Source organism: Rheinheimera fenheensis (assembly GCF_039871805.1).
GTDB lineage: Bacteria > Pseudomonadota > Gammaproteobacteria > Enterobacterales > Alteromonadaceae > Alishewanella > Alishewanella fenheensis.
In genome coordinates this window covers 57,381-81,979 of the sequence record NZ_JBDPJM010000008.1, presented here as the reverse complement: position 1 = coordinate 81,979, position 24,599 = coordinate 57,381, and the positions used below count along the sequence as shown (strand labels likewise).

Genomic DNA, 24,599 nt, shown 5'->3' with positions numbered 1-24,599 from the left:
CCAGGCTATTCGGCAAATAGCCTGGCAATATTGCGATAATAATGCGTTGCAGGACGTGGCTTAGGGTTTTGCAGCGCATCGACTACCTGGCGAAAGTGCGCGTCGCTATCAGCAAGAATAAAACTGTAGCCACCAGTGGCGGAGGTTAAAATGGTCATACTGAGCTGCGTAGTACCGTCATTACTGCGGATATAGTTCAAACTGTCACGCACCGGATAGCGCTCCAGGCTGTAGTTAAAAAACTGCAGCGCATATTCCATCTGCTGAAACGAAGTGGGAAACTCAGTGCGCGAACTGAAATAGCGGCTAAAGGCACGGGAGATTTCATCGCGTGACGGATAAGCAAAGCTTTTACCATCTAAGCGGTTAAAATGCAGTTTGCAATGGCCGGTGTTTTTTTGCTCTATCATCTTCCAGCAGAGTTTATTCTGCTCGGCCGAAAAGTCTACCAAAGGTTTCGCCAACACACTGGCACTGACAAGCAAGGTAGTAAACAGACAGGTACTGACCAAACATATCCTTCGAAACAACATACTCTCTCCGTGACATCATTATGTTACAGCAACAGCATAAACACGCAGTGCAAGTTTAGTTATAGTTGTTTACAAATATGAATTCAATAAATTGCGTTAAATAACAGCTATTTTATCTGGTGATAGTAGTAACAAGGGTGCAGCACAACTTAACGACCGGGTTCGAAACTATCATAACGCGGCAAAGCAACATCGAGATCTTCCCAATTCGCTTTACTGCTATAAAAATTGTGTGACATAGGCCGTTCGCTAATATCCGTGGTTAAAATACCCAGACGTAGCCGCACACGGCTTGGGTCCTGCGCATTACTGCTATACACGGGTGAGCCGCAGTGCCGGCAAAAATGCCGCAAACGCCCAGGTTTAAAGGCAAATTGGCTTAGCTCGGCCTCGCCTTTCACCAATTTAAAGTCTGCCCGCTGTACAAAGCCATTAGTAGCAAATGCTGTACCGCTGGATTTGCGGCACAACGAGCAGTGACAATGAATAATACTGCTAATCGAGCCGTGAATTTCAACTTCAACAGCGCCGCATAAACAAGCTCCCTGATACATACTATTCCTTTGTAATTGTGAATACTGAAGCCAGTAAGGTGTCCCGATAGTCCGGAAAAAACCGGCTATCATTGTTGGTCATAAAAATAATCAGCAATTGGCTGTCAGAGTAATAACGCAAGTCCGTACTAAAGATGCCGTTACTGCCACCATGGCGCACCACTTTACCATGTTCCCCTGCAGGTTCTGTTATCCAGCCATAACCATAATAGGTTCCAGCGCGAGTCGTAGCGACATGTGGTCTAAACAGTAATGCGGTTGACGCTTTCGTAAGCACCGATTCAGTTTGTAATGCTTGGTGCCAACGTGTGAGATCGCCGATAGTCGATAAAAAGCCGCCATTAGCATGTAGGTTCCACCAGGGTCCATCTTTATCCCACGACTTTTCCAATGGCGTGCCCCAGCGCTCGCTACTACCATCCGCCTTGCCAAGCCAAAAACTATCGCGTTTTAATTCATAACCTGTCGCTATCGGCAAGGCTTGCCAGTCCGGCACTGTATAGCCGGTAGCTCGCAAGCCGGCAGGCTGCAACAAATGCTGTTGTACATACTGCTCATAGCTTTGGCCGGAGGCCCGTTCAATAACTAACCCCAGTAAGGCGTAACCGGCATTGGAATAGGAAAAACTGCTGCCGGGTGACGCCTCAAGTGGTGATTCAAACAAGCGCCTGATAAAAGTGTTACGGCTGACTTTACTGTAATCGCCACCGGATAAATTGTTTACCAGGCCAGAGCTGTGCGTAAGTAACTGATGTAAACTAATCGACTGCTTGTCTGCTGGGGCTTCAGGAAAAAAACGCACAAGTGTGTCGACAAGTTGCAGCTTGCCCTGCTCTTGCAGCTTTAATATGGCAGCGGCGGTAAATTGTTTGGTAATAGAGCCAATGTCAAACACGGTGTCAGTGCTAAAAGCCTTATTTGCCTCATAATCTGCCATTCCATAAGCATGGCGTAACAACGGCTTGCCAGCCTGCATTACCAAGACCTGCCCATCAAAACCACCGGCAATAGCCCGCTGATGCCAGGCTTGCAGATTTTGCACAACAATGTGTTGTTCAGGCTCGGCAGTGGCGGTATGTGATAAAAAAAACGTAATAACAAACATCGACAAGCTTAAATTTCGTTTTAGTGTGCTTGATAGCAGGTTGCTATTTAATTTCATCTCTTGCCCTTAATATTTATCTAACAGGCTGATTAGTTTTTTAAGCTCTGTCAAAACCAGCTGTGGCTCATCAAATTGGACAAAATGGCCGCTTTTATCGGTTAACACCGCCCGCCCTTGCGGAAATGCCCCGGTCCAGCTTTGCCAGTGCAGGCCCCAAAGTTCGCGGCCTTTATCGGTAAAAAACAGGTTTGGCGGGTTAGCCATGGTCCTAACCGAGGCAATTACTGTTACCGGCATGTCTTTAACTTGCGGGTAGTCAGGCAAAGGCCTTTTGCTCCAAAAATCCAGATACTGATTCGACATGCCGTTTTTCATATCATCAAGCTTTATCGAGGCAATTTCTTTATTAGCTTGCTCAAGGTCAATAGCACGCAATATATCAACATCATGTTCGGAGGATGGATCCAACATCAGCAGCGCTTTAATTTTATCCGGATAAGCGGCCGCAAAATCCCGCGCCACACTACCACCGTATGAGTGCGCAATATAAATTACCGGCGTGGTGATATTAAGCTTGTCCAGCAGTTCACTGGCATAATCGGCATAATCTCGTGAGGTAAAATGGCGTTTTATCTGCGTTGATTTGCCGTTGCCAACACGGGAGTAACGAATAACAGTCGCCTGCTGTGCGATCTGGTTAAACACCGGATCCCAATCGGTCATTGGCGAGCTGCCGCCGGCTTCCAGCAATACAGTATGCTTACCGTTACCGGCAATTTCATATTCCAGTTCGAATTCATTAACCTTAATAAATTGGCTTGGAGCAGCAGACAGGCTGAAACACAGTGCCATACAGGCAAAGAGTGAAAATTTCAAAATAGCTCCTGAAAAACAATGTAAAAACAATTCTGATTTAGGCATTTCGGCGCAAAATTAACGATCTAACCCACACTTAGCATGAACAATAATGTATCGATTGCTTTAAGCATTAATGCGTTGTTGTCTAACGGCACATTATGGCCGGTTTTATCGGTAACGAAATGCACAGCGTTTGGGTTTTTATTAATCAAGGAAGCATGTAATTGCCGCCAAACTTTTTTGCCTTGCGGGCTATGGCCAATCCACCAGTCACTTTCATTTAGTTGCGATGACGTTACCAACACAAGCGGTAACACTTGAGTGATATCGCCATCAGCTAGGGTATTTTGCTGATAAAGCTGTTGCAGAATTTGCCACTCCCTTTGCTGTTGCAGCATCTTGTTTAAGTGGGCATTATCTTTGGCCGCCCAATCTTTATCTAACGCACTAAGTGCGTTTTGAAAACCTTCATGACTCGGATCAAGCAATACTATACCGGCAACCTTCTCAGGGTGGCCAGCAGCAAAAGTACGGGCATGAAAAGCACCAAAAGAATGACCTAGCAAGATCAGTTTGCTCTTGTCCGCTTTTAGCATTGTTAGTAGCTGATAAAGACGGCGATTAGACGCTGCAAGCGAGATATCATCTGCACTGTCCGACTGACCGTTGCCCGCTCTGGAATAAACAATGGTTCTGACATTGAGCTTTGCCAACTCTGCTAACAATGGCTGCCAGTAACCAAGCCCCATCCCTACGCCTGACTCCACCACTAAGGTGTAATCTCCCGCGCCGATATCAACATATTCGAGTTTAGTATTATCGACATTGACAAAGCTAATGCCCTGCGCAGACACAAAAGTGGAAAACATAAAGCAGCAAACCGCGTACAACTTTAATTTAGAAATCAATCTACTCTCCGGAAAATCATTCTGACAACCATACTAAGCCTGAATACGGCTTGTGCTTCAATTCTTCTAAGCGCGTTTGCAGGCTGCCGCAATGGGCTTCCAGTTTATGGCCGTCTGGATCAAGAAAATAAACTGATTGCCCTTCACTACGGTTCTGCTTCCATTCGTCTATACCTGCTTCGCGCAATTTTGTAACAAATACGGCAAAATCGTGTTCGGCAATATCTAAAGCAAGATGAGAGTAATCAAGGCTTGGCTTGGGGGCATCACACGACAAGCAAAACCACACATCTCCAAGACTAAGATAAGCTCCGGCATCCCAACGCACATGAGCCTTCATGCCAAGCAACTCAGTGTAAAACGCCAGCGAACGATCTAAATCGCTTACCGCGATAGTGATATGGTTTAGTCCTTGCAGCATGTACTCTCCTTTAACAAGTAATAACCTAATACAATTAATGGCACGTTGGTGGTTATTGGGTTAAAGGCTTCAAGCAATACAAAAGGTGCCATGATGGCCGCAAACAGCAACAAGCCGGTTAGGCCAATAATGTTCAGCAGCAGTACCGTTTTTTGCCGGTAATAACAGATAAACACTAAGCCAAAAATCACCTCGGCCACACCAGCTATTTTCACAAGATAAAAAGTAATGTCGTCGGAGAAGCCCAGGCTGCCGGTCATGGCCTGCTCCAGCGGCGCAATTTGCAGCAACTTGGGGAAAATGCCGTGATAAATCCAGGTTAGTCCTATCACATAGCGCGCCAGCTGTACTATTTGCAAACGCCTGCCTTCCATTTCAGTTTACCGATTAGTTTTTTCGCGCCGATACTAGTGTAATTCAGCGTCAAAACAAACAACTTATTTACAATTTAAGTTATTAAAAAACCACCCGTAGGTGGTTTTGCTTTAATACCGCTAATTAAGCATTACGGTTAATTTGCTAATCACGTTAAGCGCTTTTTCTGTCGCGGCTTCGACACTGTCACTAAGTGCCAGTGCTACGCCCATGCGCCGCTCGCCCTGCACTTCGGGTTTGCCGAATATACGCAGTTCGGTATCCGGCTCGACTAAGGCTTCAGCTATGCCATGATACTGGATATCAGCACTGTGGCCTGGCACTAACAACACCGCTGAGGCGGCCGGGCCATATTGTTTAATTTGTGGAATGGGCAAGCCCAGAATAGCGCGCGCATGCAGGGCAAATTCACTTAGTTGCTGTGAAATCAGCGTGACCATGCCGGTATCGTGTGGCCTGGGCGACACTTCAGAGAAGTACACCGCATCGCCTTTGATAAAAAGCTCTACGCCGAATAACCCGCGACCACCCAAGGCCTCAACTACTGCTTTGGCATAGTGTTTCGCCTTGGCCAGAGCTTGTTCACTCATCTGCTGCGGCTGCCAGCTTTCGCGATAATCACCTTTTTCCTGGCGATGGCCGATAGGCGCACAATATTGAATACCGGACAGCGAATTTACCGTAAGTAAAGTAATTTCGTAGTCAAAGTCGATAAAGCCCTCGACAATAACCCTGCCCTTACCGGCGCGGCCGCCTTCCTGCGCATACAACCAGGCGGCGTCAAGGTCGGCATCAGTGCGCAGCACGCTCTGGCCTTTGCCGCTGGAGGACATTATCGGTTTTACCACACAGGGATAGCCAATTTGCTGCACCGCAGCGACAAAGCTGTCTTTATCGTTGGCAAACACATAAGGCGAGGTCGCAAGCTTTAGCTCTTCAGCTGCCAGGCGGCGAATGCCTTCGCGGTTCATCGTCAGGTTAACGGCTTTGGCACTTGGCACCACGTTAAAACCGCAATCTTCAAGTTCAATCAGCACTGAGGTGGCAATAGCTTCCAGCTCGGGCACAATCAGTGCCGGCTTTTCGCTTATTACCAGTTGGCGCAGTGCTGCATTATCCAGCATCGACATAACCACGGCCTTGTCGGCTACCTGCATGGCCGGTGCATTAGGGTAACGGTCTACTGCTATCACTTCACAGCCGTAGCGTTTTAATTCGATACACAGCTCTTTACCAAGCTCGCCTGCGCCAAGTAACAGCACTTTGGTGGTGCTGGCCGCGCCCGGGGTGCCTATTGTGGTTTTAATCATTTTATTTTCACCATTGGCCGCTCTGGGTTGCTCCAGTCAACGTGGAACATTTTGCCTTTAGCTTTATCGGTACGCTCAAAGGTATGGGCACCAAAAAAGTCGCGTTGGCCCTGTAATAAATTGGCGGGAAGCACCGCGGTGCGGTACGAGTCGTAATAACTCAGGGCGGAGCTTAGCGCGGCTACCGGAATGCCGGCTAAGGTCGCGTTGGCAACGGCCTTACGCCAGTTTTGCTGGTACACCGAAATTTGTTTGGCAAAGAACGGGTCCAGCAGCAGGTTTTCCAGCTCGTCGTTGCGCTCGTACGCTTCGGTAATTGACTGTAAAAACACCGCACGGATAATACAGCCGGCACGCCAAATTTTGGCAATCTCAGCAAAATTAAGCTGCCAGCCATGCTCGTCGGCGGCGGTTTTCATCAAATGAAAACCCTGAGCGTAGACACAGATCTTGGCGCAATACAGCGCATCGTGCAGCGCCTGAATAATCTCGGCTTTCTGCTCTGGCGAAATCAGGTTTTGTGCAGGGCCGGCCAGTACAGTAGCGGCTTTTACCCGTTCGTGCTTAAGCGCAGATAAAGAACGGGCATATACGGCCTCGGCAATGGTCGGCGATGGGCTACCCAACTGCAAACTGCTAACGGCTGTCCACAGACCGGTGCCTTTTTGGCCGGCTTTATCCATAATCACATCCACCAGCGGCAAGCCGGTTTCAGAGTCTTTAGTGGCCAATACCTGGGCACTGATGTCCATTAAGTAACTGTGCAGCTTGCCGTTATTCCAGTCGGTAAATACACTGGCAATTTCAGCTGCTGTCATGCCCAGAATGTCACGCATCACCTGATAGGCTTCGCAAATTAGCTGCATATCGGCGTATTCAATGCCGTTGTGCACCATTTTGACATAGTGACCAGAGCCGCTGGGGCCAATGTAGGCCGCACAAGGTTCGCCTTCGGTCACCGGGTTACCCGGTTCAAAGCGCTCTATCGGCTTGCCGGTAGCGGGATCTACCTTGGCGGCGATGGCCTGCCATAAGGGTTTAATACGGGTCCAGGCATAAGGGTCGCCACTTGGCATTAGCGAGGGACCAAAACGGGCGCCGACTTCACCGCCCGATACCGCCGTAGAAAAGAAAATAAACTTGCCTTCGTAGTCTTTTTCCCGTGCTACAGTGTCAGTCCACAGGCTGTTTCCGGTATCGACAATAATGTCGTCGGCTTGAATACCGGCATCAATCAACTTATGACAGACATCATCTACCGGCTTACCGGCCGGTACCGATAATACAATTAAATGCGGCGCTGACAGGCGCGACAATAATTCAGTGTAAGAGCTGCAGGCGATCACCCGGGCCGGCTTGTCACCACGCTCGGCTTTATCCTGCGCCAGCACGGCTTCCAGTTTTTGGTGATCAAGGTCGAACGCTGCCACGCGGTAGCCGTTGTCAGCCAGGTTCAGAATAAGGTTTTTGCCCATTACACCGGCGCCAACAAAGCCGATATCGCAAAGTGCAGCTGTGTCTGTCATCTGACATTCCTTTATTATTTTTCACAAGTACGTGCCAAGCTGCCAGCCGGCACGTCTGAACGGCGCGCATTATACAAAAACACAGCTGATAAACCTACAGCCAGACCGAGATACTATTGGCATTTTGCTGGTACTGCTGCTGTTTTTCTTTAGACGTAGACGCTATACCTTTATTCACACTGGTATCAAACAGCGGCTGCCAGGGGCGTTTGGGTAAACTCACCGCCAAGGCGTCGCTGGAGGCGTTCATAATGCACAATAAACTGGCATTGCTGTGTTTATTGGTAATTTGAAAGATACAGGCTGAACGCTCGGGGTCGTGCCAGTCGTGCTGCTGCTTTTCGCTGCCATCGGGCAAATACCAACAGATTTGATGTTTTTCGCCATGTAGCTGGTAATTATCGTCCAGTAAGGACAACTGCTGTAAACAGCTGTATTGGCGCCGAAACGCCAGCATCTGACAGACAAAGTCGAAAAAGTCCTGCTCATCGCTATCCAGATGCCAGTCGAGCCAGCTGATGTCGTTATCCTGACAATAGGCGTTGTTATTACCACGCTGGCTGTGGCTTAACTCATCGCCGCCCAGCCAGTGGATCATGCCCTGGCTTAGCAACAAGGTGGCGACCAGATTGCGCTTATGCAAATAACGGCTGGCGATAATGGCTTTATCTTTCGTTGTGCCCTCTACCCCGTGGTTACAACTTAAGTTATGGCTGTGGCCATCACGGTTTTCTTCGCCATTTAACCAGTTGTGTTTATCCTGATAACTCACCAGATCCTGCAGCGTAAAGCCGTCATGGTAGGTTAAATAATTCACGCTGCAGCAGGCCGGTTTGTGGTGTTTTTGAAAGATATCACGCGAACCTAACAGCCTCGTCGTAAACTCTGGCAATACGCCTCTATCACCGCGCCAGAAGGCGCGAAAGGTATCGCGGCACTTATCGTTTAGCTCTGACCACTGCGGCGGAAACTGCCCCAACTGATAGCCCATCGGGCCGACATCCCATGGCTCGGCAATCAGCTTAAGCTGGCTTAACACCGGATCTTGCGCGATGATCTGAAAAAATGCGGCATAAGGGTTAAACCTTTTGTGTTCACGCGCCAGTGTGGTGGCTAAATCAAAGCGAAATCCATCAACCTGCATCTCGGTGGCCCAATAACGCAGTGCATCCATCACCAGCTTTTGCACCATCGGCTGAGCCAGGTTTAAGGTATTGCCACAGCCGGTATAATTGCAGCTTTGGCTAAAATCGGTAATGTCGGCATGGCTCTCAAACAGGTAATAATGGCGGTTCGCCAGGCCACGAAAACTCAGCAGTGGACCATCATCACCGCCCTCTGCAGCGTGGTTAAACACCACATCTAAAATGACTTCAATACCGGCCTGATGATAAGTACGCACCAGTGTTTTAAACTCTGTCAGGGCATCCTGATATTGATAGCGCGGTTCAGGGGCAAAAAAACTTACCGGGTTATAGCCCCAGTAATTAGTCAGTTGCAGCTTGTTCAGCCGGGGCTCGCTCATAAAGGCCGCCACCGGCAACAACTGCAGGCTAGTAATGCCCAGCTGCTGTAAATGCAGAATAATCGCCGGATGACACAAACCAAGATAAGTGCCGCGCAGATGCTCAGGCACCTCAGGGTGGAGCATGGTCATGCCTTTGACATGCGCTTCGTAGATAACAGTTTTTTCCCGCGCGATATGCGGTTTTACACTGCCCTGCCAATCAAATTCATGCTGGCTTAACACACCCTTAGCCAGCATAAAATGGCTTTTTGTGCTATATAAGCGCTCGTTAAAGCTGATGCTGCGATTAAGCTGTTTTACATAAGGGTCAAGCAAAATACGCTCGTTATCAAACAGCAAGCCCTGGTCAGGCTGCTTTGGCCCATCGGCTTTAAACGCGTACAAGGTGCCCGGCGCAATGCCGGTTACGGCTAAATGCCAGATATCGCCGGTGCGGGCGCTAAAGGCAATTTCGGCCAGTAGCTCCTCCGTATCGCTTTGAAACAAGCACAATGTCAGCGCCGTGGCCTCTGGCGCATAAACGGCGAAATTCCAATGACCTGCTGTCTGTTCATCTTTGTGTTGGTTAATGCTGTCGTCAGCACCAGCCGCTACCCAGCTTGCGCCAAGCGGCGCACTGTGGCCATAAGATAGCTTTAACAGCGGAATGTGCTGTGCCATAAGGTGTAATGCCCCACGTTACTTGTAACTTATTACTGCGACCTGTTTATCTTACTGCTGTTAGCGTTTTTTACGCAGATACAGCGTGGCCAGCGGTGGCAACTGCAGGCAAAGATGCTGTGCCAGGCCTTGATAACTGCCGCTGATACTACTCAGAGCGGTGCCAACGCTGTAATTGCTGCCCCAATAATATTCACTGTCGGTATTGAGGATAACCTCATAGTCGCCGCTTTGCTCAACGCCGAGTAAAAAATTGCTGCGCGGCAAAGGGGTAAAATTACACACCACGTATATCGCATCGCCACTGGCGTCACGGCGCAGAAAACTTAAGGTGCTGTGATCGGCATCCTGATGATCCAGCCAGCGAAAGCCGTCTTGCTGATAATCCAGCTGATACAGTGGTGGGCAGCGGCGGTACGTCTGGTTTAAGTCGCGCAGCAGTTGCTGCATGCCGCGGTGTTTGTCGTAATCCAGCAAATGCCAGTCCAGGCTTTGGGTATGGTTCCACTCGCGGCCCTGGGCAAACTCGTTGCCCATAAAATTCAGCTTTTTACCCGGATGCGCAAACATAAAAGCATAATAAGCCCGCAGGTTAGCCGCTTGCTGCCATTCGTCACCCGGCATTTTGTTCAGCAAGCTGCCTTTGCCATGTACCACTTCATCGTGCGACAACGGCAAAATAAAGTTTTCGTTGTAGGCGTACACCATAGAAAAGGTCAAATCGTTGTGATGGTAGCGCCGGTAAGCCGGATCTTTACTCATATAGCGCAAGCTGTCGTTCATCCAGCCCATATTCCATTTAAAACCAAAGCCAAGCCCACCTATATCAACCGGGCGCGACACCATAGGAAATGACGTCGACTCTTCAGCAATGGTCATCGCATTGGGAAATTTGCTATAGACCTCACGGTTAAACCAGCGGAAAAAGCTGATGGCTTCGTAGTTATGGTTGCCGCCATCGATATTGGGGATCCACTCACCTTCGTTACGCGAATAATCCCAGTACAACATCGACGCCACTGCATCAACGCGCAGGCCGTCGATATGAAAATGTTCCAGCCAGTAAAGCGCGCTGGCCACCAGAAATTGGCGCACATAATCTTTACCGTAGTCGTAAATGCAGGAGTTCCAGTCCGGGTGCCAGCCTCGGCGCGGATCCTCATATTCATACAAATGGCTACCATCAAAGCGGGCTAAGCCATGGCCGTCTTCAGGGAAATGCGCCGGCACCCAATCTAAAATCACGCCGATGCCCGCCTGATGGCACTTATCGACAAAGTATTTAAAATCATCCGGGTTGCCCAGGCGCGAGGTGGGCGCAAATAAGCCCAGCGGCTGATAGCCCCAGGAGCCGTCAAACGGATGCTCCATTACCGGCAACAGTTCAATATGGCTGTAGCCCATATCCAGCACATAAGGAATAAGCTCTGATGCCAGCTCGCGGTAACTCAGTGGCTGGTTATCGGCACTGCGTCGCCAGCTGCCGGCCTGCAGCTCGTAAATACTGATTGGGCTTTGCAGCGGATCGGCCGCTTTTCGGTTACGCCAGGCACTGTCCTGCCATTGGTAATGGTTGTGGTCATACACCAGTGAAGCGTGCGAAGGATACTGCTCAGCATAAAACGCCATCGGATCAGCTTTATGTGGCAGTAAATGACCATTTTTATCTTTGATCTCAAATTTATAACGCACACCGGCGGCCACTTGTGGCACCACCAGTACCCAATGGCCACAGTGTGTGCGCTGCATCGGGTGTACCCGGCCATCCCAGCTGTTCATATCGCCAATTAGGCTGACACTGCTGGCACTAGGGGCATAAACGGCAAAACGGGTGGCGTTAATGCTGCTTTTGCCAAATGGCAGGCGGATAAGCTGAGCACCAAGCTGGCGATACAGGTTTTCCGGCTGGTGAGTGACATAATGCACGGCATAATAGGCCTCATCAGTAAACTGATAAGGGTCAATCAGCTGGTATTGATAACTGCCGCTTTGCACCAGCAAATAATAAGCTTCCGCTTTGCGCTTTTTTGCCAGTACCAGCTCAAACACACCGCTACAACCGGGCACAGCCGTAAGCTCACCCAGCGGTTTACCGCTTGTTGCCGCTATAGCTGTTACCTGAGTGGCCTGGGGTAAATACACCCGTAACACTAAACCGACCGCGCTGTCCGGCTTTATTCTTTGCCAACCTAAAACGGCAAAGGGTTCGGCACATTGTACCTGTTCTAACAGTGTTAGGTTCATCTTGTATCCCTTCTCATTTTGCTCACAGGCCTTATCAACTTACCTTACCAGCTCAGGCAGGCTTGGCGATGGCGAAATACGCCAACGCCTTTTTATGCTTGGCGCCGCTTTTCACTAATTTGGCTAAACAGTCCGGCAATCTCCGGGTTATCACGCCACTGCTCCAGCGGCTGGCTTAACTTACGCCGCCAGTTTGGATATTCGTTACTGGTGCCGGGCACATTCACCGGTTGGGTCATTTCCAACGCATCTTCCAGTTGCAGGCACAATAACTGGCTATTGCCGGCAGCCAGGTGGCGCTGCAGGGCAAAGTTTAGCGTGCGGTCCATGCCCAGATGCTCAGTGCTGCGGCTGTAATCGGCCGGCAGCACCTGATGGCCGTGCAGCGAGTCGAGAATGCGCTGCTTATTGGCATGGCGCTGAGCGTACAATTGTTGCAACTGTTGCTCATCCGGATACAAGCCTAAATCTTTACCCAGGCGCAAGTCCTCACAGTGCCAAAAACCAATTAATGTCGGCAAATCATGAGTGGTCAGCGTTGCCATGGCCTGACGCGGATAATGCGCCGGTGAAATGTAACCACCATCAGCGGCGGTTTCAAAGAAAAACACCCGATAAGAGTACACGCCATAGTCCTGTAGCAGCTCGCGGATACCGTCGGGTACTGTGCCTAAGTCTTCCCCAATGATCACCGCCTGCTGACGCTGACTTTCCAGTGCCAGAATGCCGAGTAAATCCATAATCGGATAATATACATAGGCGCCACCACCAGCATTGGCTGCGGTTTTGGGCACCCACCACAGACGCAACAGTGCCATTACATGGTCGATACGCAAGGCGCCGGCATGCTGCATATTGGCACGCAGCAGCTCAATAAAAGGCTGATAGGCTTGTTTGTACAGCTGGTATGGGTACATCGGCGGCAAGCCCCAGTTTTGTCCGGCAGGCCCCAGCGGATCAGGCGGCGCACCTATACTGGCCTCACGGCAATACAGTTCGGGGTTGGCCCAGATCTCGGTAGAAGCTTCGCTGACACCCACCGCTAAATCGCGGTACAGGCCCAAACACATGCCGGCGTCTTTGGCTACTTGCTGCGCCTGAGCCAGTTGCTGCTGAGCGATAAACTGCAAGTAGCAGTAAAAATCCAGCTCGGCTTTTTGCTGCCTGGCAAATTGCTTAACCTGCTTTGACTCAGGGTCTCGATATTCTTCAGGCCATACCGGCCAACCCCAGTATTGGTTATCCTGCTGATATAAAAAGGCATGTAACGCATCATACAACGCCAGTTGCATTAAGCTGTCGCCGGCTTGCTGTTTAAATTGCTTAAAGGCCTTTTGCAGCTGCTTGGTTTCTTTATCAGCCTGCTCGGTAAACCACTGGTACAGGCTTTTCATTACCGGCAGTTTCAGCCGCATCACGCCTTCGTAATCAACAAAATCTTTGCTGCGCTGCTCAGCAAGTGCAGTAACAAAGGCCGGCGCTTGAACCAGCTTTTGGCTGCGCGCGCACTGGTTAAAGCCTGGCATAGCGGTTACGTCAATGTAGCGGATATCTAAAAAGCGCCGTGATGATGGGCTGTAAGGGCTGGCATTTTCTGGCATAGCCGGATACAGCGCATGAATGGGATTTAAGCCAACAAAGTCGGCGCCTAACTTAGCCAGATAGGTCAGCGTGTGCTGCAAATCGGTAAAATCGCCGATACCCCAGTTACGCGTCGAGCGCAGTGCATATAGCTGCAGCGCTATTCCCCACTGTTTTTGCTTGCTAAACGCCGGCGGCTGATAACATTGGCCTGGCGTAATAATAAGCTGTTGCGTTACGCTACCATCTGCCAGCGCAACCTGGTGATACCCCGGCGTTAACTGCTGAGGCAGTGCATGCTGGTACTGGTGATATTCTACCTCGTCCAGCACCACGACTTGCACCAGTTCACCCTCGACGGGCGTCAGCTCAACACTGACGCTGCTGCCATCTTCGCATTGTAAATTAAGTGCAACAAGCGTATTGGCCTGCGCTAATGTGACATGCAGTGTCAGGTATTGCGGCTCATCGGCACGCTGCACTGATACACAAGGCAATATACGCTGCCAGTAATCAAGCTGGCGGGCCAGCAATTGGCTGCGGGCGGTATCATCGTCATCAATGGCGAACCCTTGCGCCGCTAACAACTGTACTTGATCGGCCTCACTGACGGTTGTGGGCTTACCCCAGGCATCATTAAATTCGGTTTCAATGCCGCAAAATGCGATAAGTTCAGCCCTTAAGCTGGCGTCCATGGTAAATCCTCAGTCTGATCAGAAGGCTAACGCCCATTCTAGGCCGCCTCGATACTAATGTCATTGTCAATTTGTGTCATTAAATTACATTTTTGTCGGTTTACCGCCGACTAAAACTTGAAAAAGCGGCAAATTAATGTAATTTTACTACATAACAATTCATCCACTTTCACTTTAGCAAGTTTAACGGGGTTATCATGACAATTCGTGTTGCAATTAACGGTTTTGGCCGTATCGGCCGTAATGTGCTGCGAGCGCTGTACGAAAGTAGTAAACAGTATGACATTAAAGTGGTCGCTATTAATGATCTGGGCGATGCCGCAATTAATGCTCATTTACTGAAATACGATACGGCGCATGGCATCTTCGCTGCGAACGTTGAGCACAACGACAAAGCCATTTACGTTAATCAGGATGAAATTTTAACCTTAAGCGAGCGTAACCCGGCTAACCTGCCGTGGCAGCAATTAAATATTGATGTGGTACTGGAGTGTACCGGCCTGTTTACCGATCGTAAATCGGCCGGCGCTCACCTTGCAGCCGGTGCGAAAAAAGTCATTATCAGTGCCCCCGCTAAAGATGTCGATGCCACTGTAGTGTACGGCGTAAACCACCATATTTTAACGCCGCAAATGAATATTATTTCTAATGCTTCGTGCACCACTAACTGTCTGGCGCCTATTGCCAAGCCATTAAACGACATCCTGGGTATTGAATCAGGTCTGATGACCACTATTCACGCTTACACTAACGATCAGCGCTTAAGTGATGTGTACCACACTGACGTGCGCCGCGCCCGGGCTGCTGCAATGTCGATGATCCCAACCAAAACCGGAGCCGCCGCCGCTGTAGGTTTAGTAGTGCCAGAGCTGGTGGGTAAATTTGACGGCCTGGCTGTTCGGGTGCCTACCTTAAACGTGTCACTGGTCGATTTAACCTTTATTGCCGGTCGCAATACCTCTATTGATGAAGTAAACGAAATAGTGCGTAAAGCTTGTGCCGGCGGTGCTATGGCCGAAGTGTTGGCAGTAAATGACTTACCGCTGGTGTCAGTCGATTTTAACCACAACCCGAAATCGTCAATTTTTGACGCCACCGAAACCCGGGTGAATGGCCGTTTAGTGAAAGTAATGAGCTGGTACGACAACGAGTGGGGCTTTAGCAACCGCATGCTGGATAACACCGTGGAGTTTATGAAGCACGCGTAAACCATTGCGTCAGCACACAGCCAGCTTTATGCTGGCTTTTTTATTAACCAATACTTGTTAACTAACATCGGCAGTAACGCTGCAGAGCAGGAAATTCTTTCTTCACCGCCTTCAACAGCACATCCCTGTGCTGTCTCAGCCTGCGCGGCATCCATGCCGCTGTTACGAAAGAACACCTGCTCCACAGCTGATATAGTTAGCATCAACAACTGTCTGGAGCGCTTAGGATTGACTGAAGCAATAACATTAGTCACCGGTTTTGCCCATTTAACCGATTTACCCTGCATCAGCCTGCGGCACGGCAACGCAACGGCGGTCATTTCATTATATGGCGCCCAGCTATTGTCATATCAGCCCAGCCCTGAGCATGAAGTGCTGTGGCTATCGCCAAAGGCCAGCTGGCATAACGGCAATGCCATTCGCGGCGGCGTGCCTATTTGCTGGCCATGGTTTGGGCCGGTAACCGCAGCCTTCAACCCCGATAATATCGCCCTGCCCAACCATGGTTTAGTGCGTAACCGTTTATGGCAACTGGTGTCGCAGCAGATCAGCAGCAATGGTGTCAGTGTCAATTTACAGCTGGAGCTTAACGACTTACCGCATCATAGCGGCACGGTACGGCTAATGCTGAGCGTTACGCTGAACGACAGCCTAAGCCTATCGCTTAGTTGCAACAGCCAAATAGCACAGCAAGCGGCACTGCACAGCTATTTCAAAGTGGGTACTGTTGATTCCGCTGTAGTGCGGCCACTGCCCGGCGTTTATCAGGACAAGGTCAGCAATAGCCTTGTTAATGACGCTGAAACGGCGCTAAAAATTAACGCTGAGGTCGATCGTATTTACCCGCAAAGCGCCAATCAGCTGCGGTTAGACAGTGCACTGGGCGCACTTAGCATTAACCAGGCGGGTCATGATGCCACCGTGGTGTGGAACCCCTGGCAAGCTAAAAGTAGCAAAATGTCTGATATGCCAGCTGAGGGTTACCGGCAGTTTGTCTGTGTTGAAACCGCCAGGCTAACCACTGACGCCAGCGCCTTGTCTGTTTGCCAACAGCTAAAACTGATTTAGCGTTAGTTTCAGCCTTCCGTGCCTTTTAAAAACTGCTTCAAATCCTGCTGCGGGTAACCCAGTTGCCCCAGCAGTTGGGGCAGTTCGTCGATTGGCATGAACACATTTTCAAAATGTTCAACAATGCCTGATAAATCAACGCCCTGCTCTTTCATGCGCTGGGCGGTGGCCAGGTGAATATTACGGACAAATTCGCTGGTCATGGCGCTTACTCCGGTTTAATTTTGCCGCCTGATACTGGCCATTTTTTAAGCAGATCTCAAGCAAAAATTTACCCTTTTAGCGCCAACTGGAGTGAAACTGCTGTTTTACGGTGTGTTTTTTTCCATCGCGATAAAGGAGCTCGATCTCAAGCTGCCATAACATTTTGGGGTCCGCGCAGGCCCCCAGTAAAAAATCGGCTGCAAAGCCCTCAGCTATTTTATTGAACCGAAGTGGGATCCGGCCCATATACATCGATACACCGGTGATACTGCCTGATACCGCACTGATATCATCAGCAACTACTGTTAGTTTAAGTGGCGTTTCGACCGGTGCGTCTGCCGGGCTTAGTTGCACTGTTATTGGTCCATCTTGGTACACAATGGTGCTATTGGTTGACACCGCGCGATCAGGAGAACAGGCACTCAGGGTTAACAGCAGCAATAACAACGGGTAAAATCGCAATTGGGGTCAGCCTTTTGTGCAATAAAGTGGTTATTGTACGCGGTTTTAATGAAAAGCTTCAAACAACGGCTACACTTGGTTATTTAGTGAGCAACGACTTTGTTCTAAATCATAAAACGGGCGCTTTTACCTATCTTTTCAGGGGTAAAACCCTTAATATGCGGCCCCAAATTGGTAGACAAAACACCGTCTATTTTGGGTGCGTAAATCTGCCTATAACAAGAATGGTTGTGCAAGCAACCTGTATCAGTAACCAGCACAAACTGCAGCGGAACTCAACATGAGCCAGACCAATACGTTAAATGTTGACTACAACTATCGCGTTGTCCGCCTCTTTGCCTTAACCACCGTTTTTTGGGGGATTATCGGCATGGCGGTGGGCGTGTTAATAGCGGCCCAGTTATATTGGCCAGCGTTAAACTTTGAAACGCCGTGGCTAACTTATAGTCGCCTTCGTCCTTTACATACCAACGCGGTGATTTTCGCTTTTGGTACCAGCGCCTTGTTCGCTACCAGTTACTACATCGTACAGCGCACCTGTCAGGTACGTTTATTTGCAGAAAAACTGGCCATGTTTACCTTTTGGGGCTGGCAGGCGGTCATTGTGGCTGCGGTCATCACGCTGCCAATGGGTTTAACCAGCTCAAAAGAATACGCCGAGCTGGAATGGCCAATTGATATATTAATTACCTTAGTGTGGGTGTCTTACGCCATAGTGTTTTTTGGCACTATCGTTAAGCGTAAAACCAGCCATATCTACGTCGCCAACTGGTTCTTAGGTGGTTTTATTATCACCGTGGCAGCACTGCACATTGTGAATAGTATGGCGGTGCCGGTAAGCGCCTTTAAGTCATACTCTATTTACGCCGGTGCCGTTGATGCTATGGTGCAATGGTGGTACGGCCATAACGCAGTAGGCTTCCTGTTAACCGCCGGTTTCCTGGGTATGATGTACTACTTCGTACCAAAACAAGCTGGTCGTCCGGTCTATTCATACCGCTTATCTATCGTGCACTTCTGGGCACTGATTGCACTTTACATCTGGGCTGGCCCACACCACCTGCACTACACTGCGCTGCCTGACTGGACTCAGTCGTTAGGTATGGTGATGTCTGTGGTGCTGTTTGTGCCAAGCTGGGGCGGCATGATTAACGGTATTATGACGCTGTCAGGTGCCTGGCATAAACTGAAAACTGACCCTATCTTGCGCTTCCTGATTGTATCGCTGTCGTTCTACGGTATGTCTACCTTTGAAGGCCCGATGATGGCAATTAAATCGGTTAATGCGCTGTCGCACTACACCGACTGGACCATTGGTCACGTGCACTCTGGTGCTTTAGGTTGGGTTGCCATGATCTCTATCGGCGCTATCTACCACCTGATCCCGGTGTTATATAACCAGGGTCGCATGTACAGCATTTCGCTGATTAATACCCACTTCTGGCTACACACTATCGGCGTGGTGCTGTATATCGTAGCTATGTGGATCTCAGGTATTACCCAGGGCATGATGTGGCGCGCAGTAAACACCGACGGCACCCTAACCTATAGCTTTGTACAAAGCTTAGAAGCCTCAATGCCGTTCTATCTGATGCGCTTTATCGGTGGTGTCTTTGTGGTCGCCGGTATGTTGCTGATGGCATACAACGTGTACAAGACGGTGCGTGCTAAAGATGAATCATTACAACCTGTACCAGCAGCAGCGTAAGAGGTAAATCATGTCGAATAAAAATCATCATGACAAAATAGAGAGAAGCGTTGGTCTTCTGGGTGTTTTAACTATCGTCGCGATTAGTTTCGGTACTCTGGTACAAATTACCCCGCTGATGTTTATGGACGAAACCACGCAGCCGGTAGATGGCATGGTGCCTTACACTGCATTGCAGCTGGAAGGCCGTGATATCTACATCCGCGAAGGCTGTGTTGGCTGCCATAGCCAGATGGTGCGCCCGTTCCGGGCCGAAGTAGAGCGCTATGGCCACTACTCGGTTGCCGGTGAAAGCGTTTGGGACCACCCTTTCCTGTGGGGCTCAAAACGTACCGGCCCTGATTTGGCCCGTGTTGGTCAGCGCTACAGCGATGACTGGCATTATGCTCACCTGATGGATCCGCGCTCAGTGGTGCCACAATCGAATATGCCGGCTTACCCCTGGTTGGATAAAAACCTGTTAGACGGCAAACATACTGCGAAGAAAATGTCTGTGTTACAGGGCTATGGCGTGCCCTATACCGACGAAGATATCGCCGGTGCAGCCGCTGCAGTACAGGGTAAAACAGAAATGCAGGCCTTGATTGCTTATTTGCAGTCACTGGGCACGCACCTGAAGTAATGCTCATGGAATATTCAACAATACACAGTATTTTTACCGTGATTTTGTTCGTCGCCTTTGTTGCCTTTGTTATCTGGGCTTACAGCAAAAAACGTAAGGCAGATTTTGACCAGGCGGCAAACCTGGTCTTCGACGACGAACAAAAGGCACCACAAAAAAATAAACAGGAGTCTGGTCATGAGTAACTTTTGGAGTGCTTGGATCATAGTGTTAACGCTGCCGGTGCTTATCGGTTGTGCGCTGTTACTGAAATGGAACCTGACGAACCATGTTGGTGTTCCTGAAGACTCAACTACCGGCCATGAAGTGGACGGTATAGAAGAGATCAATAACCCCTTGCCACGCTGGTGGACCTACCTGTTCGTGCTAACGCTGGTATGGTCAGTATATTACCTGGCCGCCTACCCTGGCTTAGGTAAATGGCAGGGCTTTTTGGGCTGGACCAGCTCGAATCAGGGCATAAAGTCGCTGGAAGAGTCACGCCTGGCGGTAGAAAAGGCCAAAGCTGAAGGCCTGAATGTGCAGCTAGACCGTGAAGTGTTTAAAGCGGATGAAGTGTACGGCCCGGTATTCCAGCAGTTTGCCCAGCGCGATGTGTTAGATCTGGCTTACGATGATGAAGCAATTAAAATTGGTCAGCGTCTGTTTTTACAAAACTGTGCACTATGCCATGGCTCAGATGCGCGTGGCCAGCAGGGCTTCCCTAACCTGACGGATAACGATTGGTTATATGGTGGCTCGCCGGATAAAATCAAAGAAACCCTGTTATATGGCCGCAAAGCGGCGATGCCGGGTTGGATTGATGCACTGGGTGAGCAAGGCGTAAAAGAAATGACCGCTTATGTACTTAGCCTGTCAGGTCGTAGTGTTAACGAGCGCGAAGCCGAAGCGGGTAAAGCCAAGTTTGCCTTATGTGCCGCTTGTCACGGTGCTGACGGCAAAGGTAGCCTGGCGCACAATCTGCCGTTTGGTGCCCCTAACCTGACAGACAACGTCTGGTTATACGGTGGCTCTGCTGCGGCGGTTGAAGAAACCTTAACTAAGGGCCGTTACGGTGTGATGCCGGCATTCGAGCAAACACTGGGTAAAGACAAAGTCCATATTTTGACAGCCTACGTATACCGTTTAGCCCATCCTGAGCCGACCACAACGGCACAGTAACAGGCGTTAGTAAACGATAAAATAAGCCCCTTTCTTTGGGGCTTATTGCTATATAATACCGGCCCGGTGTGCCGCGCTAGTTGAGGTGTTAATGCAGCAAGATACAAAACCCTGGTACAAACAGTTATGGCCTTGGATCTTAATCGCCATACCCGTCATCACAGCGCTAAAGGCTGTGCATACCATAGTGGTTATGCAGCAGCACTCACCTGATTTAGTGGTGGACGATTATTATAAAGCCGGCCGCGCTATTAATATGCAGCTGGCGAAATACCGCGAGGCCGCGCTGCGTAACCTCGATGCTCATGTATTAGTAGCAGGTAACCGTGCCGTAGTGCGTTTTGCGGAAAATACCGTACTGGACGGTGCTGTACATCTGGATTTTTATCACCCGACACTGGCCGAGCGCGATTTTGCCCTGGATGCCCAGCGCAGTGGAGAGTTATTGTATGTCGCCGACTTGCCGATTACCCCTACCGGCAAATGGCAGTTGGTGGTGTCTGATGCCTCTAAAGACTGGAAACTACGCGCCACACTGGAACTGCCCGCCACGGCTGAAATTAAACTGGGTTACCATTAAGGCCAAATGTGAGCGACACGCGCTGTTTTCACTGTCATGAACCCGTGCCAGCGGGTTTTAATTTCAGCCTGATGTTTGACGGCCAGCAGCGCGCTTTTTGTTGTGCCGGTTGTCAAGCAGTAGCCGACACCATCATTTCCAGTAACCTGGACGATTATTATCGGTTTCGTACAGAGCCGGCCAGCAAAGCTAAGGCCCTGCCTGAACAGTTAAAAGCGGAACTGAGCCAATTTGATGCCGCCGATGTGCTATCAGATGTCAGCCGTAAGCTCGGGGATCTAACCGAAATCGAACTCTCGATCAGTGGTATCAGCTGCGCGGCATGCGCCTGGCTTATCGAAAAACAATTGCGGCAGTTACCCAGCGTACACAAGGTTAATGTCAATTCAACCACACAGCGTTGTCATTTAAGTTGGGACGCGCGACAAGAACCACTTAGCGGTATTTTACAAAAGCTAGCCGACATTGGTTATCAGGCCAGCCCTTTTGTTGCCGACCAGGAAGAGCAGCACTATAAAGCAGAACTAAGCCGTTTTTTAAAGCGGCTGGCTGTTTCTGGCATTATGACCATGCAGGTGATGATGCTGGCGGTCGCGTTGTATTTTGGTGATTACACTGGCATAGAGGCATCGCATCAGGGTTACTTGCGCTGGATCAGCATGCTGCTGACACTGCCGGTGGTGCTGTATGCGGCCCTGCCCTTTGTAAAAAGTGCCTGGCGTGGCATTAAAGCCCGACAAATGAACATGGATGTGCCGGTCAGCCTGGCTATTTACTACACCTTTTTTGCCTCCGCCTATGCCACGGCTTTTAATACCGGTGAAGTCTATTTTGAATCGGTCTGCATGTTTACCTTCTTATTGCAGCTGGGTAAGTTTTTTGAGTACCGCGCCCGTGCCAGAGCGCGTGATGCCACCAGCAATCTGCTTAAAATTATGCCAGTAAGTGCCACCTTGCTAAAAGGCCAGCAGCATGAAACAGTGTCTGCCAAGCGCTTGCGGCCGGGCGATATGATTCTGGTAAAACCCGGTGAAACCCTGGCAGCGGATGGTGAAGTTTTATTGGGCAGCAGCTCGACAGACGAGTCGATGTTAACCGGCGAATACCGACCCATTGCCAAAACTGTTGGCGATAACGTGCTGGCTGGCACAGTAAACCATGATGGTCTGTTGCAAGTTAAAGTAACCAACGCCCTTGATAATTCCATGCTTGGCCAGATTATTCAGCTGCAGCAACGTACGCTGAGCCAAAAACCCGCCGTGCTGGAGAAAACCGATAAACTGGCGCGCTATTTTGTCGAACGCCTGCTGCTCATCGCTGCTGCGACCTTTCTGCTATGGTATTTCTGGCTCGATGCCGACCGCGCCTTTTGGGTAACGTTATCTGTGCTGGTGGCCACCTGCCCTTGTGCCCTTAGCCTGGCCGCCCCCACGGCTGTTACCTGTGCCCTGGCCAGTTTGAACCGCCGCGGCGTGTTAATTAAAAACTCTGCCGCGCTGGATCTGTTGCCTGAACTTAGTATTGTCGTATTTGATAAAACCGGCACTCTAACCGAGGGGCGTTTCTCTGTCAGCAATTGCCGGTTATTGACCGATACCCTGAGCGAAGCAAAGGCACTGAACCTGATCGCTAATCTTGAAGCCTATTCCGAGCACCCGATAAGCCGCGCATTTAGCGGTTACCTTGCGCAGAAACTGCCGCTTGAGGAAGTTAGTATTACCGTCGGTGGCGGCATCAGTGCGCGCTATCAGGATAAACAGGTTAAAGTCGGCAGTGCTGCTTTTTGTGGCTTGTTGCAAAGCGACGCTATGGTGTATCTGACCATCGACGAGCAGCCTATTGCGGCAGTAAGCCTGCAAGACGCGCTACGCCCGGAAGTACCGGAGCTACTGACAAAGCTGCGCCGGCAGGGTTATCAGTTAATGATGTTAACCGGTGACAGTTCAAGCCAGGCCGATGCGCTGCAACAGCAACTTCAGTTCGATCAGATGATAAAAGGCTGCAGCCCTGAGCAAAAAGTGGCTGAAATAACTCGCCTAGTTGAAGGCGGCCATAAAGTGATGATGTTGGGCGATGGTATCAACGACAGCCCGGCGTTTCATGCGGCGCATGTCTCAGTAACATTAGATAGCGGCAGTGATTTATCGAAAAATCAGGCTGATGTGGTATTACTGCAACCTAATATCACGCTGCTACACGACTTATTACAAGGCAGCCTAACGGCTAAACAAGTCATTAAACAAAATTTACGCTGGTCGGTTGGCTATAATCTGCTGATTATCCCGCTGGCGGTAGCAGGTTTCGTCTCACCTTATATTGCGGTGCTAGGCATGTCGTTCAGCTCCTTACTGGTCGTATCTAACTCACTAAGGTTACTGAAAAAATGAGTATAATTTATGTGCTGATCCCCATCGCCATTTTGTTTGTACTGATTGGCCTTGCCATCTTCTTTTGGGCGGTGCGTTCACGGCAGTTCGACGATTTGGACAAAGAGGGGTTCAGTATTTTGTTTGATGAGCAAAATACCCCCAAGCGCAATAGCGATAGCGATAAACCTCCCTTATGACAAACCTGACAGCCGATCTGTTGTCGGCACTGCTTATTGGCCTGATTGGCAGCAGCCATTGCTTAGTGATGTGTGGTGGTATTGCCAGTGCGCTGCAACTGACCATGCCGGCAGCTTCAGCAAAACGTAAATTGGCTTTGCAGCTGTTGTTAAGCCTGGGCCGGTTAACTACCTATAGCCTGTTCGGTGCCCTGGTAGGTTATTTTGGTGTCAGCGCTATGCAATTAAGCGGCGCATCACTGCTGTGGCTACGCCTACTGGCCGGTTTACTGCTGTTGATGATGGCACTTTACATCAGCCGGATCTGGTTTGGTTTACTGTTACTGGAGCGGCTCGGCCAAACGGTGTGGCGCCGCGTTCAACCCATTGCTAAGCAGTTATTACCGCTTAACTCTGCCGCCAAAGCTTATGCTTATGGTATTTGCTGGGGCGCCCTGCCCTGTGGCCTGGTGTACAGCACACTGGGCTGGAGCCTGGCCAGCGGCAGTAGCCTGCATGGTGGCTTATTAATGCTGGCGTTTGGCCTTGGTACCTTACCGGCAATACTGCTAACTGGCAGCGCCGCCAACGCACTGGTTACGCTTAAAAACACTCTCTGGTTTCGTTATATCGCCGCCTTATTACTTGGCGGTTATGCTTGCTACACGATTTGGCTTGCTATCCGCCGACTGGTTTTTTAAGCTAGACACCTGTTGGTATTTTAGAGAAAGGTAAAGGACGCC

Annotated in this window: 24 protein-coding genes; 10 read left to right on the top strand and 14 right to left on the bottom strand. The window is 49.9% G+C overall.

The features are described from left to right. Positions 1-5 precede the first annotated feature (5 nt). The 12 genes from ABGI61_RS12370 to malQ all read right to left on the bottom strand — a co-directional run bounded on the left by ABGI61_RS12370 (position 6) and on the right by malQ (position 14,298). Entirely contained in the window at positions 6-533 is a 528-nt protein-coding gene (locus ABGI61_RS12370) for a hypothetical protein (protein ID WP_347601516.1), read from the bottom strand. Positions 534-682: 149 nt separating this feature from the next. Next, complete coding sequence (locus ABGI61_RS12365; RefSeq protein ID WP_347601514.1) at positions 683-1,087, bottom strand: GFA family protein; 405 nt, start codon at positions 1,085-1,087, stop codon at positions 683-685. Between the two features lies 1 nt (position 1,088). Beyond that, complete coding sequence (locus ABGI61_RS12360; RefSeq protein ID WP_347601512.1) at positions 1,089-2,249, bottom strand: serine hydrolase domain-containing protein; 1,161 nt, start codon at positions 2,247-2,249, stop codon at positions 1,089-1,091. 9 nt (positions 2,250-2,258) lie between these two features. After that, positions 2,259-3,068 carry an alpha/beta fold hydrolase gene (locus ABGI61_RS12355; RefSeq protein WP_347601510.1) on the bottom strand — a complete coding sequence of 270 codons (810 nt, stop codon included), beginning with the start codon at positions 3,066-3,068 and terminating at the stop codon, positions 2,259-2,261. Between the two features lie 65 nt (positions 3,069-3,133). Next, entirely contained in the window at positions 3,134-3,919 is a 786-nt protein-coding gene (locus ABGI61_RS12350; protein ID WP_347601508.1) for an alpha/beta fold hydrolase, read from the bottom strand. A 55-nt stretch (positions 3,920-3,974) separates the two neighbouring features. Then, a complete protein-coding gene (gene fos / locus ABGI61_RS12345; RefSeq protein WP_347601506.1) occupies positions 3,975-4,379 on the bottom strand; it encodes a fosfomycin resistance glutathione transferase in 405 nt (134 codons plus the stop codon). Beyond that, on the bottom strand, positions 4,364-4,753 hold the full coding sequence (locus ABGI61_RS12340; protein WP_347601504.1) for a DoxX-like family protein: 390 nt from the start codon (positions 4,751-4,753) through the stop codon (positions 4,364-4,366). Before ABGI61_RS12340 ends, fos begins: the two co-directional genes overlap by 16 nt. Before the next feature lie 120 nt (positions 4,754-4,873). Then, complete coding sequence (gene purT / locus ABGI61_RS12335) at positions 4,874-6,064, bottom strand: formate-dependent phosphoribosylglycinamide formyltransferase (RefSeq protein ID WP_347601502.1); 1,191 nt, start codon at positions 6,062-6,064, stop codon at positions 4,874-4,876. Continuing rightward, the gene (gene gnd, locus ABGI61_RS12330; RefSeq protein WP_347601500.1) at positions 6,061-7,590 is read right to left on the bottom strand and encodes an NADP-dependent phosphogluconate dehydrogenase; all 1,530 of its coding nucleotides are present in this window, start codon (positions 7,588-7,590) and stop codon (positions 6,061-6,063) included. The genes purT and gnd overlap by 4 nt, the downstream gene beginning before the upstream one ends. A gap of 94 nt (positions 7,591-7,684) precedes the next feature. Continuing rightward, entirely contained in the window at positions 7,685-9,778 is a 2,094-nt protein-coding gene (gene glgX, locus ABGI61_RS12325; protein ID WP_347601498.1) for a glycogen debranching protein GlgX, read from the bottom strand. A gap of 60 nt (positions 9,779-9,838) precedes the next feature. Further along, entirely contained in the window at positions 9,839-12,022 is a 2,184-nt protein-coding gene (glgB, locus tag ABGI61_RS12320) for a 1,4-alpha-glucan branching protein GlgB (RefSeq protein WP_347601496.1), read from the bottom strand. 92 nt (positions 12,023-12,114) lie between these two features. Further along, entirely contained in the window at positions 12,115-14,298 is a 2,184-nt protein-coding gene (gene malQ, locus ABGI61_RS12315) for a 4-alpha-glucanotransferase (protein WP_347601494.1), read from the bottom strand. Between the two features lie 197 nt (positions 14,299-14,495). Here malQ and gap point away from each other — a divergent pair, with 197 nt between their 5' ends. Together gap and ABGI61_RS12305 are read left to right on the top strand one after the other, a co-directional pair. Further along, positions 14,496-15,506: a type I glyceraldehyde-3-phosphate dehydrogenase gene (gene gap / locus ABGI61_RS12310; RefSeq protein WP_347601492.1), complete on the top strand. Its 1,011-nt coding sequence runs from the start codon at positions 14,496-14,498 to the stop codon at positions 15,504-15,506. 228 nt (positions 15,507-15,734) lie between these two features. Beyond that, positions 15,735-16,574, top strand: coding sequence for a D-hexose-6-phosphate mutarotase (locus tag ABGI61_RS12305; protein WP_347601490.1), 840 nt, complete (start codon positions 15,735-15,737; stop codon positions 16,572-16,574). Between the two features lie 8 nt (positions 16,575-16,582). Here ABGI61_RS12305 and ABGI61_RS12300 read toward each other — a convergent pair whose 3' ends face one another. Together ABGI61_RS12300 and ABGI61_RS12295 are read right to left on the bottom strand one after the other, a co-directional pair. Then, the gene (locus tag ABGI61_RS12300) at positions 16,583-16,777 is read right to left on the bottom strand and encodes a hypothetical protein (protein WP_347601488.1); all 195 of its coding nucleotides are present in this window, start codon (positions 16,775-16,777) and stop codon (positions 16,583-16,585) included. A gap of 76 nt (positions 16,778-16,853) precedes the next feature. Continuing rightward, entirely contained in the window at positions 16,854-17,240 is a 387-nt protein-coding gene (locus tag ABGI61_RS12295; RefSeq protein ID WP_347601486.1) for a hypothetical protein, read from the bottom strand. 280 nt (positions 17,241-17,520) lie between these two features. Between ABGI61_RS12295 and ccoN the strand changes: the two genes are divergently transcribed. The 8 genes from ccoN (at position 17,521) to ABGI61_RS12255 (ending at position 24,557) form a co-directional block, all read left to right on the top strand. Continuing rightward, positions 17,521-18,948, top strand: coding sequence for a cytochrome-c oxidase, cbb3-type subunit I (gene ccoN / locus ABGI61_RS12290; RefSeq protein WP_347601484.1), 1,428 nt, complete (start codon positions 17,521-17,523; stop codon positions 18,946-18,948). Positions 18,949-18,958: 10 nt separating this feature from the next. Continuing rightward, a complete protein-coding gene (ccoO, locus tag ABGI61_RS12285; RefSeq protein ID WP_347601482.1) occupies positions 18,959-19,570 on the top strand; it encodes a cytochrome-c oxidase, cbb3-type subunit II in 612 nt (203 codons plus the stop codon). 5 nt (positions 19,571-19,575) lie between these two features. Further along, on the top strand, positions 19,576-19,755 hold the full coding sequence (locus ABGI61_RS12280; protein WP_347601480.1) for a cbb3-type cytochrome oxidase subunit 3: 180 nt from the start codon (positions 19,576-19,578) through the stop codon (positions 19,753-19,755). Further along, positions 19,748-20,731, top strand: coding sequence for a cytochrome-c oxidase, cbb3-type subunit III (gene ccoP / locus ABGI61_RS12275; RefSeq protein ID WP_347601478.1), 984 nt, complete (start codon positions 19,748-19,750; stop codon positions 20,729-20,731). The genes ABGI61_RS12280 and ccoP overlap by 8 nt, the downstream gene beginning before the upstream one ends. A 91-nt stretch (positions 20,732-20,822) precedes the next feature. After that, positions 20,823-21,311 (top strand): FixH family protein, encoded by a 489-nt coding sequence (locus tag ABGI61_RS12270; protein ID WP_347601476.1) that lies wholly within the window; start codon positions 20,823-20,825, stop codon positions 21,309-21,311. Between the two features lie 8 nt (positions 21,312-21,319). After that, entirely contained in the window at positions 21,320-23,698 is a 2,379-nt protein-coding gene (locus ABGI61_RS12265; RefSeq protein WP_347601474.1) for a heavy metal translocating P-type ATPase, read from the top strand. Beyond that, entirely contained in the window at positions 23,695-23,877 is a 183-nt protein-coding gene (gene ccoS, locus ABGI61_RS12260) for a cbb3-type cytochrome oxidase assembly protein CcoS (RefSeq protein WP_347601472.1), read from the top strand. Before ABGI61_RS12265 ends, ccoS begins: the two co-directional genes overlap by 4 nt. Continuing rightward, positions 23,874-24,557 carry a sulfite exporter TauE/SafE family protein gene (locus ABGI61_RS12255; protein ID WP_347601470.1) on the top strand — a complete coding sequence of 228 codons (684 nt, stop codon included), beginning with the start codon at positions 23,874-23,876 and terminating at the stop codon, positions 24,555-24,557. Before ccoS ends, ABGI61_RS12255 begins: the two co-directional genes overlap by 4 nt. Positions 24,558-24,599 lie beyond the last annotated feature (42 nt).

Excerpts from the sequence above, each read along its gene's own strand:
- ABGI61_RS12340 (WP_347601504.1), bottom strand. The coding sequence starts at position 4,753 with ATGGAAGGCAGGCGTTTGCAAATAGTACAGCTGGCGCGCTATGTGATA.
- ABGI61_RS12255 (WP_347601470.1), top strand. The coding sequence starts at position 23,874 with ATGACAAACCTGACAGCCGATCTGTTGTCGGCACTGCTTATTGGCCTG.
- ccoN (WP_347601484.1), top strand. The coding sequence starts at position 17,521 with ATGAGCCAGACCAATACGTTAAATGTTGACTACAACTATCGCGTTGTC.
- ABGI61_RS12350 (WP_347601508.1), bottom strand. The coding sequence starts at position 3,919 with ATGTTTTCCACTTTTGTGTCTGCGCAGGGCATTAGCTTTGTCAATGTC.
- ABGI61_RS12360 (WP_347601512.1), bottom strand. The coding sequence starts at position 2,249 with ATGAAATTAAATAGCAACCTGCTATCAAGCACACTAAAACGAAATTTA.
- fos (WP_347601506.1), bottom strand. The coding sequence starts at position 4,379 with ATGCTGCAAGGACTAAACCATATCACTATCGCGGTAAGCGATTTAGAT.
- purT (WP_347601502.1), bottom strand. The coding sequence starts at position 6,064 with ATGATTAAAACCACAATAGGCACCCCGGGCGCGGCCAGCACCACCAAA.
- ABGI61_RS12300 (WP_347601488.1), bottom strand. The coding sequence starts at position 16,777 with ATGACCAGCGAATTTGTCCGTAATATTCACCTGGCCACCGCCCAGCGC.
- ccoS (WP_347601472.1), top strand. The coding sequence starts at position 23,695 with ATGAGTATAATTTATGTGCTGATCCCCATCGCCATTTTGTTTGTACTG.
- glgB (WP_347601496.1), bottom strand. The coding sequence starts at position 12,022 with ATGAACCTAACACTGTTAGAACAGGTACAATGTGCCGAACCCTTTGCC.
- gap (WP_347601492.1), top strand. The coding sequence starts at position 14,496 with ATGACAATTCGTGTTGCAATTAACGGTTTTGGCCGTATCGGCCGTAAT.
- ABGI61_RS12270 (WP_347601476.1), top strand. The coding sequence starts at position 20,823 with ATGCAGCAAGATACAAAACCCTGGTACAAACAGTTATGGCCTTGGATC.
- ccoP (WP_347601478.1), top strand. The coding sequence starts at position 19,748 with ATGAGTAACTTTTGGAGTGCTTGGATCATAGTGTTAACGCTGCCGGTG.
- malQ (WP_347601494.1), bottom strand. The coding sequence starts at position 14,298 with ATGGACGCCAGCTTAAGGGCTGAACTTATCGCATTTTGCGGCATTGAA.
- ABGI61_RS12280 (WP_347601480.1), top strand. The coding sequence starts at position 19,576 with ATGGAATATTCAACAATACACAGTATTTTTACCGTGATTTTGTTCGTC.
- gnd (WP_347601500.1), bottom strand. The coding sequence starts at position 7,590 with ATGACAGACACAGCTGCACTTTGCGATATCGGCTTTGTTGGCGCCGGT.
- ccoO (WP_347601482.1), top strand. The coding sequence starts at position 18,959 with ATGTCGAATAAAAATCATCATGACAAAATAGAGAGAAGCGTTGGTCTT.
- glgX (WP_347601498.1), bottom strand. The coding sequence starts at position 9,778 with ATGGCACAGCACATTCCGCTGTTAAAGCTATCTTATGGCCACAGTGCG.
- ABGI61_RS12370 (WP_347601516.1), bottom strand. The coding sequence starts at position 533 with ATGTTGTTTCGAAGGATATGTTTGGTCAGTACCTGTCTGTTTACTACC.
- ABGI61_RS12365 (WP_347601514.1), bottom strand. The coding sequence starts at position 1,087 with ATGTATCAGGGAGCTTGTTTATGCGGCGCTGTTGAAGTTGAAATTCAC.